The organism is Microbulbifer echini, from assembly GCF_041447225.1.
Lineage (GTDB): Bacteria > Pseudomonadota > Gammaproteobacteria > Pseudomonadales > Cellvibrionaceae > Microbulbifer > Microbulbifer echini.
Window position 1 is genome coordinate 86,574 of the sequence record NZ_JBGMEL010000016.1, and the last position, 16,075, is coordinate 102,648.

At 50.0% G+C, this 16,075-nt stretch carries 17 protein-coding genes; 12 read left to right on the plus strand and 5 right to left on the minus strand.

Annotated elements, in window-relative coordinates:
* Positions 1–27 precede the first annotated feature (27 nt).
* From ACCI51_RS15515 to ACCI51_RS15535, 5 genes are read left to right on the plus strand one after another with little or no spacing between them, the layout of a single operon-like run.
* Positions 28–1,074 (plus strand): potassium channel family protein, encoded by a 1,047-nt coding sequence (locus ACCI51_RS15515; protein ID WP_371844377.1) that lies wholly within the window; start codon positions 28–30, stop codon positions 1,072–1,074.
* Complete coding sequence (locus ACCI51_RS15520) at positions 1,059–1,712, plus strand: YjfK family protein (RefSeq protein WP_371844378.1); 654 nt, start codon at positions 1,059–1,061, stop codon at positions 1,710–1,712. The genes ACCI51_RS15515 and ACCI51_RS15520 overlap by 16 nt, the downstream gene beginning before the upstream one ends.
* A 15-nt stretch (positions 1,713–1,727) precedes the next feature.
* Entirely contained in the window at positions 1,728–2,144 is a 417-nt protein-coding gene (locus ACCI51_RS15525; RefSeq protein ID WP_299583400.1) for a DUF350 domain-containing protein, read from the plus strand.
* 13 nt (positions 2,145–2,157) lie between these two features.
* Positions 2,158–2,781: a DUF1190 domain-containing protein gene (locus ACCI51_RS15530; RefSeq protein WP_371844379.1), complete on the plus strand. Its 624-nt coding sequence runs from the start codon at positions 2,158–2,160 to the stop codon at positions 2,779–2,781.
* A 3-nt stretch (positions 2,782–2,784) separates the two neighbouring features.
* A complete protein-coding gene (locus ACCI51_RS15535; protein WP_299583407.1) occupies positions 2,785–3,951 on the plus strand; it encodes a glutathionylspermidine synthase family protein in 1,167 nt (388 codons plus the stop codon).
* A 125-nt stretch (positions 3,952–4,076) separates the two neighbouring features.
* On the opposite strand, the gene ACCI51_RS15540 is transcribed toward ACCI51_RS15535, so the two are convergent.
* Positions 4,077–5,717, minus strand: a complete 1,641-nt coding sequence (locus ACCI51_RS15540) for a hybrid sensor histidine kinase/response regulator (protein WP_371844381.1) — start codon at positions 5,715–5,717, stop codon at positions 4,077–4,079.
* Between the two features lie 309 nt (positions 5,718–6,026).
* Here ACCI51_RS15540 and ACCI51_RS15545 point away from each other — a divergent pair, with 309 nt between their 5' ends.
* The 3 genes from ACCI51_RS15545 (at position 6,027) to ACCI51_RS15555 (ending at position 9,299) form a co-directional block, all read left to right on the plus strand.
* Entirely contained in the window at positions 6,027–7,439 is a 1,413-nt protein-coding gene (locus ACCI51_RS15545) for an amidohydrolase (protein ID WP_299583413.1), read from the plus strand.
* The gene (locus tag ACCI51_RS15550) at positions 7,436–8,737 is read left to right on the plus strand and encodes an amidohydrolase family protein (protein ID WP_371844382.1); all 1,302 of its coding nucleotides are present in this window, start codon (positions 7,436–7,438) and stop codon (positions 8,735–8,737) included. The genes ACCI51_RS15545 and ACCI51_RS15550 overlap by 4 nt, the downstream gene beginning before the upstream one ends.
* Positions 8,738–8,903: 166 nt before the next feature.
* Entirely contained in the window at positions 8,904–9,299 is a 396-nt protein-coding gene (locus tag ACCI51_RS15555; protein ID WP_371844383.1) for an MAPEG family protein, read from the plus strand.
* A gap of 91 nt (positions 9,300–9,390) precedes the next feature.
* Here ACCI51_RS15555 and ACCI51_RS15560 read toward each other — a convergent pair whose 3' ends face one another.
* The 3 genes from ACCI51_RS15560 to ACCI51_RS15570 all read right to left on the minus strand — a co-directional run bounded on the left by ACCI51_RS15560 (position 9,391) and on the right by ACCI51_RS15570 (position 11,288).
* Positions 9,391–9,687: a YebG family protein gene (locus tag ACCI51_RS15560; RefSeq protein ID WP_371844384.1), complete on the minus strand. Its 297-nt coding sequence runs from the start codon at positions 9,685–9,687 to the stop codon at positions 9,391–9,393.
* Between the two features lie 378 nt (positions 9,688–10,065).
* Positions 10,066–10,683, minus strand: coding sequence for a LysE family translocator (locus tag ACCI51_RS15565; RefSeq protein ID WP_371844385.1), 618 nt, complete (start codon positions 10,681–10,683; stop codon positions 10,066–10,068).
* The gene (locus tag ACCI51_RS15570) at positions 10,683–11,288 is read right to left on the minus strand and encodes a DUF924 family protein (RefSeq protein ID WP_371844386.1); all 606 of its coding nucleotides are present in this window, start codon (positions 11,286–11,288) and stop codon (positions 10,683–10,685) included. Before ACCI51_RS15570 ends, ACCI51_RS15565 begins: the two co-directional genes overlap by 1 nt.
* Positions 11,289–11,466: 178 nt before the next feature.
* On the opposite strand from ACCI51_RS15570, the gene ACCI51_RS15575 reads away from it, so the two are divergent.
* From ACCI51_RS15575 to ACCI51_RS15590, 4 genes are all read left to right on the plus strand, one after another.
* Positions 11,467–11,763 (plus strand): hypothetical protein, encoded by a 297-nt coding sequence (locus tag ACCI51_RS15575; protein WP_371844387.1) that lies wholly within the window; start codon positions 11,467–11,469, stop codon positions 11,761–11,763.
* Positions 11,764–11,826: 63 nt separating this feature from the next.
* Positions 11,827–12,627, plus strand: a complete 801-nt coding sequence (locus ACCI51_RS15580) for a DUF6249 domain-containing protein (protein WP_371844388.1) — start codon at positions 11,827–11,829, stop codon at positions 12,625–12,627.
* A gap of 10 nt (positions 12,628–12,637) precedes the next feature.
* Positions 12,638–13,192 carry a sigma-70 family RNA polymerase sigma factor gene (locus ACCI51_RS15585; protein WP_299583436.1) on the plus strand — a complete coding sequence of 185 codons (555 nt, stop codon included), beginning with the start codon at positions 12,638–12,640 and terminating at the stop codon, positions 13,190–13,192.
* Complete coding sequence (locus tag ACCI51_RS15590; protein WP_299583439.1) at positions 13,185–13,559, plus strand: hypothetical protein; 375 nt, start codon at positions 13,185–13,187, stop codon at positions 13,557–13,559. Before ACCI51_RS15585 ends, ACCI51_RS15590 begins: the two co-directional genes overlap by 8 nt.
* Positions 13,560–14,006: 447 nt before the next feature.
* Here the strand turns inward: ACCI51_RS15590 and ACCI51_RS15595 are convergent, their stop codons facing one another.
* Positions 14,007–15,335 (minus strand): hypothetical protein, encoded by a 1,329-nt coding sequence (locus ACCI51_RS15595; RefSeq protein ID WP_371844389.1) that lies wholly within the window; start codon positions 15,333–15,335, stop codon positions 14,007–14,009.
* Positions 15,336–16,075 lie beyond the last annotated feature (740 nt).

Below are 16,075 nucleotides of genomic sequence, written 5' to 3' on the forward strand. Positions count from 1 at the left end.
GTGCTTGTCTATCGAGTGCGACGCCTTTTGGCGTCGCTTTTTGTTAGGGCCAATATAACAACTATTCTTATCGGTGTTCTCGGGTATGTGGTGGGTAGCTATGTGCTGCTCAGCGCCGCAGGAGAAAGCGAAATTGTCGCCCCTGCAAATTTCATTTATTGGCTTGTGGTGACCGCTTCTACTGTAGGCTACGGTGATTTTTCCCCGGTAACGCCGACGGGCAAGGTGGTCGTGGCGGCCTGGGTGATTCCCTTCGGCTTGAGTTTGTTTGCCATGGTGATTGCCAAGGCGGGCTTTGCAATTTCGGAGTTTGTGCACCGTGGAAAGAGAGGGCTGCGCATGACAAATCTTGTAAATCACACTGTGATTATCGGCTGGAATGGAACGCGAACCCTTCGCCTGATAGAGCTGCTATTGTCAAAGACCAATGGCACAACAACCGAAGTCGTGCTTTGTGTCGAGGCCGATATTGAGAACCCCATGCCCGGAAAAATAGATTTTGTCCGGGTTGAATCTTTTTCTCATATTGAGAGCATGCAGCGCGCTGCCCTTGCCGACGCTGCGCGGATTATTATCGATAATCCCCTGGACGATGTAACACTCACCACTGCGCTATTCTGTGATAAACACAGCCCTAACAGCCACACGACAGCCTACTTTCAGGATGAAAATGTTGGTGAGTTGTTGCGTGCTCACTGTCCCAAAATTGAATGCATCCCCTCAGTAGCAGTGGAACTGTTGGCTAAATCCTCTCTGGACCCCGGCTCCGCAAGGCTGCACCGGCAACTCCTGGACAGCACTTATGGAATGACGCAGTACAGTGTAGAGTACCGCGGGGAGCAGCCGTTACCATTCTCCGCCCTGTTCGAGCATTTTAAAAAGAACCTGTCTGCAACCTTGATCGCCGTCCGTCGCCAGGGCGTGGTAAAAATTGATGTAAACCCAGCGTTGACAGATCAGGTTAGTAAAGGGGATATGCTTTACTATATTTCGGCCAAGCGGCTTGAAGAAAGGCACTGCTTCGATATAAGAATCAATGAAGGGGATGGGGCCAGTACATGTTTACCAAGCTAATCAACAAACTGAAAGGCAAAGAAACTGCGGTAGTAAAAACTCCGGAGATTATGGGATTGCGGCTTGGCGCCAGTTTTGAATTGGACCCGTTGGCCATCCGCCTGATATTGGATGAGCTTACCATTGAATCCTGTTCGCCCACGCAAATTATCAAAGCAGCAGGTGTTGTAGAGCTTGATGGAACTTGGGTATATCGTTTTTACACCGATGATGATGCTTGGTTACAGGTTATAGCGGAAGGTGGTCAGAGTGATGAGCATGTAGTAGACGTAAAGCTATTTCACTTCTACGATACCCTCGATATCGCCAACCAGCAGTCTTGGGACAGACTCCTGAAACAGGAAATTGGCGCAGCCAAGTATCAGCTTCAAGATCGGAGCTACGAAAGAGTCTGGACCGCTGCGGGTGATTATCACAACCCGGTGCATATGGCCGAGAAGACCTATGACGAGGGTGGGGATTATTCCCTCACAGATCAATTCACCATGCTCTTTGAACGCGATTTGTCTGATCAGCGTACAGAATCTCTGTTTCTCTCCGCTGAGGAAAAAGAGGAAAGCGCTGGCTACTTGAGTCGCAGCCTGGTGATTAGTACTGGTATAACCCTGACACCATCACAGCTGACTATTCACGGATAATAAGGAGAAGTATCAATGGACCAGCCCTATGACTTAATGACTGGTATCCTTCACTTTGCGGCCTATTTTGGTCTGTCATTGGTATTTTTAATTGCGTTTAAATTTCTCTACGCACTGGTGACACCCCATGACGAATGGAAATTAATCCGTGAAGATAAAAACGCAGCCGCTGCCATCGGTTTTGGCGGTGCGGTGCTGGGTTTTGCTATTGCTGTAGGCGGTGCCGCCAGTAACTCTGTTTCCATCATTGACTTCGGCACCTGGGCATTGGTCGCCCTGGTGGCTCAAATAATAGCATTTGCCATTATTCGTTTTGGCTTTATGCCGCGTATTGTTGAGCGTATTGAGGATGGAGAGGTTAGCGCCGGCATCATGCTAGCCTCCACCACTATTTCTGTTGGTGTCCTCAACGCAGCTTGCATGAGCTACTGAGCGGAGAGTGAGGATGAAGCGAAGCAAAAATATTAACCTTACACGGATGCGTAAAGGTAAGGGGGTCAGCTTTGTTCTGCGCCCTCTGGCTTTGGGGATTACTGCGGCCCTTATGGGTTGCTCCTCAGAGGAGGAGGTCAGGGTAGTGTCTTCCGTTGAGGACTGTGTAAGTAATACACAGCTTGATGAGGCGCAGTGTGAGTCAGCCTATCAGCGGGCGCTCGCGGAAGCTGAACGCACCGGGCCCAAGTATGCCAATTTATCTCAGTGTGAGGCAGAGTTTGGCAGTTGTCGGGATAGCGGCAGTGGCTTTTGGATGCCCCTGATGACGGGCTTTATGGTTGCCTCCATGCTGAATGATAACGATCGGCGTTATCGCTCCTCTGGTTATTACAACCCGGTTTACCGCTATTCAGCCTCCGGTTCCCGCTACTACGATCGCCTGATGACTGCCGATGGTCAGGTTATCGGTCGCCACGGTAAAACGTCCTATACCGTGGATAAGAGTGCAATGGATCCGAAGCCCAAGGTCACCAAGACCGTTTCCAGAGGGGGCTTTGGCGCGGTGGCTTCGGCTAAATCCAATTGGGGCGGTGGTCGCTCCAGTAGCGGTCGCTCCCGCAGCTGGGGAGGCTGATTAGTGCTGAGGTTACCGATCGGTGAGCGCCCGCGCTGGAAAGAGCGGGCGCAGGAGTTTGGTTTTCATTTTCACACTCTGTATGGAGAACCCTACTGGGATGAAAGCGCCTACTATCAGTTCACCCTGGAACAGATAGAGCGGGATATTGAAGACCCCACCGAAGAGCTTCACGGAATGTGCCTGGATGTTGTGGCCAAGGTGCTTGAGAATGAGGCGCTATTGCGCCGTTTCTGCATCCCGGAACAACATTGGGATTTTGTGCGCAACTCCTGGAAAAATGGTGACCCCAGTCTCTATTCTCGCTTGGATTTTGCCTACTCTGGGCAGGGACCGGCCAAGCTTTATGAAAATAATGCGGATACTCCCACCAGTTTGTATGAAACGGGTTTTTGGCAGTGGCTCTGGTTACAAGATAATGTGGATAGGCGTGCTCTGCCGTTGCAATCAGACCAGTTCAACAGCTTGCAGGAAAAGCTGGTTAACCGCTTCCATGATTTACAGTTTTTGACGCCCGGCCGAGAACTGCACTTTGCCTGCTGCAAGGATACCCTGGAGGACCGCGGCACGGTTCAATACCTTCAAGACTGTGCTAGCGAAGCCGGTATCACCAATCATTTTGTGTTTATCGAAGATATCGGCTGTGATGCGCAAGGGGCTTTTACCGATTTGCGCGACCAGGTAATTACCTGGATGTTTAAGCTTTACCCCTGGGAATTTATGTTCCGTGAAGAGTTTGGCTCTTTGCTGGGCGGTAACAATGTGCGCTGGTTGGAACCACCCTGGAAAGCGATACTGTCCAACAAGGCGTTACTGCCCATGTTGTGGAAGTTGTTTCCGGGGCACCCAAACTTATTGCCCTCTTTCTTTGAAGATGAGCTGGATAAAGCCAGCAATTATTCGGAGCTGGTAAAAAAGCCAATTTTTTCTCGAGAAGGAGCCAATATTTCAGTGGTGCGTGGCAGCGATGTGCAATCGCTATCGGGTGGGCCCTATGGAGAAGAAGGCTTTATTTACCAGGCAATGCATCCCCTGCCGAAGTTTGGTAAAAGTTACACTCTGTTGGGCAGCTGGCTGGTGGACGATATGGCAGCAGGTATTTCAATTCGTGAGGATGGAAATTTGGTGACTCAGGATATGAGCCGCTACCTCCCACACATTATTCTCTAAAGAGCCTACACAAAAAAATTTTCAGAATTAGTGGCGATTAAGCACTAGATACCGACTTATATTCTCAGGTTCTTAGCGATTGGCTTTCTGGCTGGCTAAGTCGCTCTATTGTGGAGTGCGGACCTTCACCCTTTAGGTGTTGCCAGTTGACCGCTTAAAATCAGTTCCTCAATTTTCTTGCTGAGCCTGTCGTAAGTAAAGGGTTTCTGGATGCAGTCGAGCACGCCATCGGCGATAACTTTCTGGACTTTGCTGTCGACACTGTAGCCGGTAGAGAGGATTGCTTTCACCATAGGGTTGATGCGTCGCAAGAAGGCGAACAACTCCTGTCCATCCATACCGGGCATGATCATATCGAGGATAACCAGATCCACTTGATCACAATACTGCCGGTAATAGGTAATAGCCTGCTCTGCAGAAGCAAAAGTGACCACTCTGTGGCCATTCATCTCAAAAAGTGTTTTCGAGTAGCTGCGGACAATGGCCTCATCGTCAACCACCATGATGCGCAGTTTGCGCTCGGCCGGTAAGGATTCTGCCTGTTTTTGTTGGGTGTTTGGCTTTGCCTCGGCGATAGGCAGGTAGAGTTGAAATGTGCTGCCCTCTCCCTCCCGGCTGCGACACTGGATGGCACCCTTGTGTAAATGAATGGTGCCGTGCACAGCAGCGAGCCCCAACCCAGCCCCGCGCCCGCTCTCCTTGGTCGTGAAAAAAGGTTCAAATATTCTGCGTCGCACTTCGGGGGACATACCTGTTCCGTTATCGTCAATGCGAATCAGCAGATAATGACCAGGTTGCATTTCAAAGTCGGCAATAGTGGTCACTTTTTCGAGGGTAATATTACTGCTGGTAAAGCTCAGTCTGCCGCCATCAGGCATGGCATCTTTGGCGTTGATACCGATATTCAGCAATGCGCTTTTCAATTGGGCGGGATCACCGACCACATGGGGACGGCCGGCCTCTAGCCGCTGTTCGATGCGAATACGCCGATCAATAGTACGCTCAAGCATGGCGCAAACATCGCGGGTGATTTCATGGGTATTGCAATCTTTGAGTTGATAGTTGCCTTTGCGCGCAAAGGTGAGCAATTGCTTGGTCAATTCGGCAGCATGGCGCGCGGTGGTGAGGATATGGTTTGTGTACTCGCGAATGCGCGGATCTTCCGCGATTTGTTGGATAACTTCGGCATAGCCGCTGATTCCATGGATCATATTGTTAAAGTCATGAGCGATGCCGCCGGCTAATTCACCGATGGCCTGCATTTTCTGAGCCTGACGCAACTCTTCTTCCAGCAAGCGCTGTTTGGTGATATCTGTTCCAATACTGAGAATACCAGTAGGGCGACCATTCTCACCGGATAGGATTTTGTTGGTCCAGGCGATCCAAACTCGCTTACCTGATTTGGTGATATTTTCGTTGATGTTGTAGCGATGTTCCTGGGGATGGTCGCAGACATGCTGAATCAGTTGGCGTAGGTCGCGGCCACTGGATTCACCGGCGGGCACGATGGTGCCTACCAGGTGTCGGCCAATAATTTCGGCTTCGGAATAGCCAAACAACTGCTGCGCGTACTCATTAAAAGAGGTAATGCGACCATTCTTGTCGCATCGTAAAATAATTGAGTTTGCATGCTCAACCAGCTCGCGATAGCGCTCCTCACTTTTACGTAGGGCCTCGTAAACCTGATGGGAATCCCGGCCTTGGGTGCTACTAGTAGTGATAATGGGAGATGAGGGGAATGCCGGAAAGCTGCTTTCTTTGATCACCTGTTCTCCTCCGGAATTATTGTTGAGTATTTTTTCACCAGAAATTGCATCATGCGGAAATAAAAAAGTATATAGGGAAGTAATGGGTTTTTTGACCTGGTTTGTAGTCATAGCTGACAGGCCATTATTTATAAACCCTTTTGTAATTGTGTGTTTATGAGGGTGTGATCCACATCAATTTGTATTGTCTCGCTGGATACGTAGGCTGCGAACGCATCGGGGTGGCAAACTTTTCCTCAGAAGTGGTGGCTAAGACGAGCCAACCTGATAGCATTCACCGCCATCTTCAAGACCATTGGATGAATTACTATGCAGCTGCATTCTCGAGTTTTCGGGCGCGGCATCGCGGCTTTGCTTTGTGCCTCGCTGTTAATGTCTGCCTGTGGTGAGAAGAAGGCCGGGGGCGAACAGAGGTCCCTGGATTTCTCTCGCCTGGATGCCTTTCCCTCAACGTATTCTGTTACCCAGTCTCAGCCGGTTCTTATTCAGGACGCTACTCTGCTCACTGGTACCGGTGAGCAACTGGAGAACACCGACCTTCTACTGGAGGGCGGAAAGATTGTCCGAATCGGTCAAGACCTCAAAGCTCCTGAGGGTGCCTTGGTGGTCGATGGTACGGGCAAGTGGGTTACTCCCGGTATTATTGATGTGCACTCCCACTTGGGGGATTACCCGGCCCCATCCATTGAATCCTCTCAGGATGGCAATGAGATGACATCGCCAAATACTGCACAGGTATGGGCGGAACACTCTGTGTGGACTCAGGACCCGCAGTTTCCCCTGGCCTTGGCTGGTGGCGTAACCACTCTGCAGATTCTGCCGGGTTCTGCCAATTTATTCGGCGGGCGCAGTGTCACCCTGAAGAATGTACCGGGTCGCAGTGTACAGGATATGAAGTTTCCCGGTGCGCCCTATGGCTTGAAAATGGCTTGTGGTGAGAACCCCAAGCGCGTTTATGGTGGCAAGGGTACTTCTCCTTCAACTCGAATGGGCAATGTAGCCGGCTATCGTAGCGCCTGGATTGATGCCAGCAATTACAAGAAAAAGTGGGAAGACTACGTAGAGAAAGGGGGCGACGAGCCTGAGCGCGATCTGGGCCTCGAGACCCTGGCTGGTGTTTTGAACGGCGATATTCTGGTGCACAATCACTGTTATCGCGGTGAGGAAATGGCCGTGATGATGGATGTTGCCGATGAGTTCGGTTTCCAGATTTCCACTTTCCACCATGCCGTAGAGGCCTATAAAGTGGCCGACCTGCTGGCCGAGAACAATGTTTGTGCGGCCATGTGGGCGGACTGGTGGGGCTTTAAGCACGAGGCTTTTGACATGACAGAAGCGAATATCGCCATTGTCGACCAAGCGAAGGCCTGTGCCATGATTCATTCCGACTCCGGTGTTAGCGTTCAGCACTTGAATGAAGAGGTGGCCAAAGCAATGACTGCCGGTCAGCGCGCGGGCTTCGATATTCAACCAAAAGATGCAGTGACTTGGATGACCCTCAACCCTGCTAAGGCGTTGGGAATTGAAGCGCAAACGGGTAGCCTAGAAAAAGGCAAGATGGCCGATGTAGTGGTTTGGTCCGGCAACCCATTTAGTGTTTATACCCATGTAGACCAGGTTTTTATTGACGGTGCGTTGATGTACGATCGTTTTGATAAGAAGCGCCAACCGCGCAGTGATTTCGAATTGGGTATTCTCGATGCAGAGGGAGAGCGACTGTGAAAAAAATAGCAGTATTTTGTGCGCTGGCCCTGGGGGTGCTGACGGCAGGCGCCCAGGCTGAGAGTGTTCTGATTAAGGGCGGCAAGGTCCATACTTTGGCTGACAAGGGCACGTTGGAATCGGCCGATGTATTGATTATCGACGGCAAGGTGGAGCAGGTGGCACCCACCCTGAATATCTCCGCCGACAGGGTGATTGATGCAAGTGGTAAGGTGGTTACCCCTGGTGTTATCGCTCCTATTTCTGAGCTTGGTCTAGTGGAGATCAGTGCAGCCAGTGGGACCAACGACCACGCCGTGACAGGGGAAAGTATCGGTAGTGCCTTTAATCCATTGCCGGCCTATAACCCGAAATCTACCTTGATCTCGTTCAATCGTGCTGGCGGGGTGACCAGTGCCGTGGTGTTCCCGGCAATTAGCACTTGGGATAAGGCTGCCGTTGAAGCTCAGAGAGTATTTGCCGGGCGTGGCTTTGCGATCAAACTTAATGGTGAGTTTGATAGTGTTGAAGCGAAAGATGTTGCCCAGAAAGCCTATCTCGGGGAGACCGGTGCCCAGTTGGCAGGCGGCAGCCGCGCTAATGCCTTTGCCAAGGTTGAAAGCGCTCTAAGCCAAGCCAGGGAGTACCGGGATAATCGTGCGGCAATTCGCAAAGGGGATTGGCGCGAACTGGACTACAGTTTGGCGGATCTGGAAGCACTGCAACCAGTGATCAATGGCACGGAACCTTTGTTGATCACTGTCAATCGCGCCAGTGATATCTTGGTCGCTATTGAGTTGGCCCAGGCTTTTAATGTGAAGCTGGTGGTACTCGGTGCTGCCGAGGGTTGGATGGTGGCCGATCAGCTGGCCCGGGCCCAGGTACCCGTTGTGATCGATGCGATTGACAACTTGCCGATCTCCTTCTCCAGTCTGGGAGCGCGCTTCGATAATGCCGCGCTGCTGACAAAAGCTGGCGTTAAGGTGGCCATTAGTGGCCCGGGCTATGCTTCCACCCACAATGTGTATCTCTCCCGTCAGTCTGCGGGTAATGCAGTTGCCCACGGCTTACCCTATGAAGAGGCGCTCAAGAGTATCAGTAGTAATGTGGCGGATATTTTCAATCTCGATGGCGGGACTCTGGAGAAAGGCGCAACGGCCGATGTAGTTGTCTGGAGCGGAGATCCGCTGGAAGTGACGAGCTATCCAGAGCAGGTGCTGATTGGTGGTGAGCCGCAATCTCTGGTCACCCGTTCAACCCGCTTACGCGATCGCCACCTGAAGCCAGGAAAGGGGTCGGGTTTTGGGTACCGCCACTGACAGACAATAGCGGCTGATCAAAAAGAGTGGGCTCTGCCCGCTCTTTTTTTGCCCACTAAGAATGAACAAAAAGGCCCACTCGCTTGTGACCCATTGATGTGGTCGGGGAAAGGGTGGTGGCGATATATTTGTTGTTCACCGGATTAATAAGAGGAGGCGAGGGCCCATGGCCAATATAACAGCGCTGTATACCAGCCTTTGTGCAATTTTGATTCTCTACTTAGCGGGTCGGGTGGTGCAATTTCGCCGTACTAAACGTGTGGGCATTGGAACAGGCGATGATCGCTGCAATGAGGTTCGTGTACGGGTGCATGCAAATGCGGTTGAATATACCCCCATTGCGTTGTTACTTCTGTTGGTTGCCGAGCTGGGTGGCCTTCCAGATATTTGGTTGCATGGGTTTGGGATTGCATTTCTTCTCTCCCGCGTTTTCCACGCTTATGGTTTGACCGCAGGCAAGGGCGGTACACATACAGGGCGTTTCTGGGGCACTGTGATTAGCTGGCTGGTGATATTGATACTGGCCGCAGTTAATATCGTAATATCGGTGAAGTCTCTGTAGGGCAATCAACGGTAATGTGGGGTGTAGAGCGCTTAAAAGCTAAAAAAGCCCGGTTGAACCGGGCAGAGTACAGGGATAAAACGATAGGTTTTTACTGGTTGGCGGCGAAAGGCGTTACTGTCTCAGCAGAGGGATCTTCGCCGTGATCCTCATCTTCCAGCAGGACTTCCGGTTTGCCCTTGCAGGCTTTGGCTAGTGCATCACGGCGCTTGGCCAGTAGCAAGCCGATTTCTTCACTCACTTGCTCATCAATACCTTCAACACTCCGCTCAATCAGCGTGGTAATGTTGGCGGCAAGCTCCAGCATCTTATCGTGTTCTTCAGCATCTTTTTTGTTGTCGAACATAGCTCCGTCTCGATCACATTTCCAAACAGCTACTACGGCCATAATATGCCTCCCAATTGCCCTTCAGACATTCCAGTTTGTTTGTATGGCTATACGGTAACTGTATATATATTCAGTGTCAATGGTGGCTCCTGTAGAAATACAGGATGGGGAATTGCGGTTAGATGAGCCGCCATTGCGATGGCCGGGCTACCGGAAATTGTGGTAACTGTCATAATGCCGTCCTGCAGCCGGGTGTACTCCCCCCAGGCACCCGAGCTGCAATCTCCGCAGTAAACAGGCCTATTTCGGGCCTGTTTTTTTGCTCGGTGAATAGGTGCGTTTTGTATCGGAGAGGAATCAGGCTCTTAGTGAGAAGTGATACAAGGGCGAGAGAGTGGGCGCACGGGGCGCCCGAGCGGCTCGCTCACATTAGGCCAGCTAAATAGTCAGCACCAAGCGAGCGGCCAAGCCTATCAGCAGCAAGCCAAACAGTTGTTGAATACGGTGGCCAAGATGTTTGCTCACCAGTTGGCGCTTGCGGCTGGCATGGACAGTCAAGGCCACGATGCAGTACCAGAGAGTATCCACTCCGGAGACCATGGCGGCCATACCCAGTTTGGTAGCGAGGGCTTGTTGCTCTGAGACGAACTGGCTGAACAGGGCGGTAAAGAACACAGCGATTTTCGGATTAAAGAAAGCCACCCCAAAACCCTGCACGATAGATCGGCGAACACTCAAGTGAGGAGCTTCCAGCTGCGTAGCCGCCGAGCCCGGTGCCGGTGCGCTTAAAGCCTTCCAGCCCAGGTACAGCAGCATCGCCGCACCACCCCACTGCAAGATGCTAAACAGAAGCGGCGAACTGGTGATCAGTACCGCGAGGCCGAAGGCCGTCAGTGCCGCGTAAATGGCAACGCCCGCACCGTGTGCTATAGCACTGGCTAAGCCCTGCTGAAGGCCGGAAGTTGAACAACGCATCACAATTAAAAGACTGGGACCAGGTGACATGGCCCCGAGGGCGCAGATGCCTGCAAGTGATAACCAACCGAGTAAATCCATTATTTAAAGCCGCCCCCTTGAGCCAGCCAGCGTTTCTCTTCTTCTGTGGAAACACGGCCGAGGGCCGCATTGCGGTGCGGATAGCGGCCAAACTGCTCGATAACCGCTTGGTGGGCCAGGGCATATCGATAGTGAGTGGCAAGATAGGGGGCAATCGTCTCATTATCCCCATGGCGCTTCTGCAATTGGGCGAAGTATGCCACGGAGCGCCGCTGAATAGAGGGTTTTTCACTGTGCTCCAGGGGCATACCAATAAAAGTCTGTTGGAATACCCCGAGTTCCTGCTCTTCTCCCCGTTGCAATATCGCCTCGCAGATATCGAGGGCTAGCGGGTCACCCCGGAAGGCGAGATGCGTACCACGATGAATATTGCGAGCAAATTGGTCACACAGTAACAAGAGGGCGAGTTCACCGGCCAGGCTTTGGCGCCAGTGCTCCAGCTTACCCTCCAAAGCCTCGTTGGTAACTTCTGCAAAGTCTCTCGCTATTTGCAAGTCCAGCTTTGGGTCTGCTAAAAACCAGCGCCTTTGGCATTCCTGCGAGGAATGGTAATCCAGAGTGTGGCCACCAAACCAGAAAGTCAAAATCTCCTTAATGCCAGGCATTTATTTGCCTCCCGAGCTAAAAGCGCGATTATTGCGACATTTATACTTGCTGGTCCAGTGTGGCTAGAAAGTATGTCCTTACAAGGGTGGCCCTAAGAAAAAAATTCTGCGCCTGCATCCAAACTCGTTTCTGGACCCGTCATAGAAGCGTACAAGGAAAATCGATCAGGAGGTCACAATGTTTACTGCGAAATCACTTAAGAAGGTACAATTTTGCGCCGCACTGATGCTGGCGCTTGGCGGCATGCAGGTCGGTCATGCAGGGGCGACTGAGCTGGGATTTTCCGTGGAGGATATCCATCGGCAGCTTACTGAGAAAACGGATCAGCATTTTTTGCAAAAGCTCAGTGAATGCAAGGCAATAGATAATGGCCAGGGCAGCGACCTCCGTTATCCGGTACGTATTGCCAAAGAAAAGGTCCGCCACGGCGCTACACCAAGCCCTTACAGCAGAGGTCGTATTACGGTCATGTAGTGTGACAGGGCCCCCCAACCCGACGGTTACCAGTAGAAAAAAGACAACGATAGAGAGTAAGTAATGAGAGCGAGCAATTCACAATCCCTGCAGGTAGCTGCCCGCTGGGTGGTAGCACTGACGGTAACGTTTGCCGCCCTGGGCAGCTGGGCCCAGGAAGGCAGCGGCACAATGCCCGAACCACCACTGCCACCGGTACTAGAAAATGAGGTACCCAAGTCCGATACACGTGTACGGATTATGCGCGATGACGACGGTGTATTAATTATCAAATCTCAGGGAGAGGACGGCGGGCGCAGCGAGGTTCAGGTGGACCTGGGTGCTGAATTTGGCGGCCCCTTGAGTCAGCGAATAATCGAGAGGCTTGAGAGTAAGGGCATTCTCGATGAGCGTGGTCAAGTCGTTGAAGAGGCCCTGGATAGCGTGCCAGAGAACGTGGAAATCGGGCTTTCGAAGCGCCATGAAGAGGGTTCCAGGGCTTGGAGCGGGAGAGAGCACTATTCAGAAAATATGTTTGACTGGCTGGTACCCGTTGTTGCCCTCATCTGTGTTTTTGGTATGCCAGTGTTGATTGTCTGGCTAGTGACACAAAATAGTTACCGCAAAAAGCAACTGGTAATGGAAAACATCAACCGTATGGTGGCCGATGGCCGCGATGTCCCCCCTGAAATGCTCGATATGCTGGAGGGCAACAGCCCCAGGAACCCCAATGATCGAGGGATCACACTGATAGCGATTGGCGCAGCAGTATTTATCTGGCTCACAGCTCTGACGGGAATCGGGGTGGGTAGCCTGGGACTGATCCCACTGTTCATCGGCCTGGCCCGCTTTATCAACTGGAAGCTCGATAACAAGCAGGTGTAGGACCGGGAATATGGACCTCAATGACGAGGAATTGATCAGGCGCACCGTCAAAAGCGGGGACCAGCGGGCTTACGCCCAGCTGGTTCGTCGCTATCAGTCACAGTTGCGATTCTCGCTCCGTCAACTGTGCGATGGCGACCAAGGCTTGGCGGACGATATGGCGCAGGAGGCTTTTATTAAAGCCTACAAGGCACTGCCTGCATTTCGGGGGGATGCTCAGTTTAGCACTTGGCTCTACCGTATTGCCTACAATCTCGTAATGAGCCATAAACGCAAGAATGCACCGGAGGTGGATCAAGAGGCGGTGGACCGGGCCCAGGCTGAAGAGACTGTGGAAGAGTCTCAGCGTTTGGGGATGGCTAGGGACTTAAACTCGGCAATGGGCGCCCTGAGCGATGCTCAGCGCCAAGCCATACACTTATGTATGCAGCGGGGTTTCTCCCATGAAGAGGCGGCAAGTATTATGAAGCTGCCGCTAGGTACGGTAAAATCCCATGTTAACCGCGCGCGGGCAAAGCTACAGAGCTTATTGCAGCCGTGGCGCGAGGAGGTGGTTAATGGCTAACTTTGAACAGCGCAACACAAGGGGAAATACCTTGGCTGATTTAGCGATAGAGGGCAAGGACCCACAGTTTGATGCCTGGCTAGCAGAGCAGCTGCAGTTCGATGAACCTTACCTCGATGATGACGGCTTCTGCGAGAATGTGATGGCAAAGCTGCCTGCGCCCTCGCAACAGAGTGAGCGCCGAGCAAGCCGCTTCCAATACGTGGCCGTGCTGGCAGCCTCCGGCATCGTTGCCTGGCAATTTCCATTTGGCGAAGTGTTGAGTGAAGCTGCGCGTCAGTCCATCAGCCTATATAGTTTGGTTGGCGTGGGAATGCTCTCCTCACTAGTGGTCATGGCTGGTGGTATTTTCGCCGCCCGTCGCTGAATACCTGGAGGCACGTAAGGGCATTATTCAAGGTTCAGGCCTGCTTCTAGCAATATTAGAGGTGGGCTAGTAGATTTATTTCTGACAATCCTTGTCCTACCTTCGTGCTTCTCTCCCCCCCCCTTTTTTGTTTCGCTGCTCCCAAATGGTTTGATTTTGACTGCTTGCTAACTGAGATTGACTGAAAATTAAATTCCGCTCCGTAGAGGGAGTTTCCTGTCATTTTTTCAGAAGCTCTTTCTTATTTGTTTGGACTGTTTGTCAGTTTAAACTGCACGAGGATAACAGGAAGCTCTACTCTAACTTCTCTATTGACCTTTAGCGTGAGAAATAAAGTCTTAAGTAGTCGAGCTTCAGTCAGATTTACGCAGCTTTTTCTCCTTACTATGTTGAGTAACTTATATGGGTTACATCGAAAATCGCATTTTCCTCGGCTAGGTGCCGGCATTAGCCGATATCCGAAAAAAAATCATGTGCACTTGGTAAGTCTCCATATTCTTCCCAGTAAATTGCCTGAGCTAAAAGTGTTGTGTTTTGGATTGTTTTTAGCTTTTGGCGCGATTTTTCTAGAATGTCTAGCCCTGCTTTTTCAATGTGCGGCTTAATAATTGTCAAAATTCGATTCCAGCTATTAGTTTCACTCTCTTGATTTGGTGCCCATGAGGGGGGTAGGTTATTAGTTTGCTCCGAATACATAACGCTTCCAAACTCAGGGAATAAATATGATATTGCATTGCTCTGAAAGTGTGGGTCGCTTGATAATTCCCATGGAAGATTTAATGCGAAATTTACCATTTCAATAGTGTCAAAAGGGCAGATAACGAACTCATTTTTCATTAACCCATAAGTAAAAAGCCTTGTATTTCTTCGAACGTGCTCGTGATATTGAAATGCTTGTAGGGGGTTGTTGTAATCTTCATATTGTTGAAAGCAGGAATCAACCTGATCTTGTATGTCCTTTATAGTATTTGATGAGATTATATTAGTTGGCAACCATGACTGCTGTAATTTGTATGGTCTTTCGATTAAGTGATGTGTCACATGGTTTCGTAGATTGTTAAAGCTAAGTCGTTTTTCGCCAAATTTAACTACAGCAGATCTAAGAAGTCCTGATCTTCCAAACAATACGCCTCCATTCATCCCGTCAAATAGAACTTCGGGCCCACTCAATGCATCACTTAATGCTAAGCCCCATGAGTGCGCAGTAGTTTGCAGCCCGGTATGAAGGTTTTTATCCCACTCTTGGTGAAAGCGATCATTTGGTTGTTGTACGACCTGAATGTTAGCATTTATTTTAGAGGCTAAATTTTGTGCGATTTTTATATCCGCTTCGCTGTGATTTCCTAAAAAATGTCTTGAAGTCACTAATCTTGGGAGATTTCTTTGTTGAGACTTGAAGGATAGAAGAATATGTCTTGAATCTCTTCCTCCAGATAATCCCATAACACACGGGGTTTCTTTGGGGATTGTATTAACCGATTTGTTAATCAACTCATTATAATATTCATATACTTCATAAGTGTTGTTATATGGCTCTGCTATTTTATGCTTTTTGTTGTTTGGGAGGATGTTTTTTTCGCTGCTCGACTTCACGTTAGTAAATGGAGTGGTATTGTCAAGGAGGTCGCCAAATAACAATAGCATTGTTATCGCATTCCAGTTTATTTTTGCATTACCTTCTTTTGCTTTTGTGAGTAGTTCAGCTGCAATTGCCTCATTTTTTCTTTTAGTGTGCTCTAATTTTTCAGATATGCATTTTATGTTATCGGGTGGCATTTATAATCCTATTTTTTGGTTAACACATTTTTAATTGAATTTTCTAATGGTTTCTTGGGTTAAGTCGCCCGAATGTAAAGCGTAGAGCGGGTCGTCAATCGAGCAAGCTTGTTGGTGTGGTTATATTTGTTGTTCCATGTCTATGAGCAGAAAATCTAGGAGGTAGCCCGCTATATAAACCTTACAAGGTTTTTCGGTAAAATAAAATGTTGGATCAGTATGGCAGCCAGTAGATTTTTTTTGGGTATGCCTTTGCTGATGGTTCCTGGCCTAATTGGGTGTTAGGGTTGGGAAAATCCTTTTTTTTTGATGGGTGCTTCTAGAATAACGGTCTAATTATTCTTTGTAAAACTGGGCTGTTGAATATTCCGTCAAATATTGAGTTTGGCTATCGGTTCTATTTACGGTGTAAGTAAGCCTTTAGAAAAGCTTGATAAAATTTATGTCGCCTATTTTTCTGGCATGGAAATCTATGAGATCGCTTATGTTTAATAAGGTCACAAAGAAAGTACCTTTCTGAGTTGTTGAGTGTTGAAAACGTCATCAATTCTAGATATTCACCCTTAATAAAAATATTTTTTATTATTCTTTAAGGGGTGAGTTTAAAGGGGGCGAGTATAGAGGCCGGCTGCCCGAAGGTGCATGTTTATGTTAACTTGGCGAGCTTGTGAATAATGCCTAGATTCCCATAACAACCGACACACTTGGCAATAGCGAGAGAGGTCAGCTGGCTGTAGGCT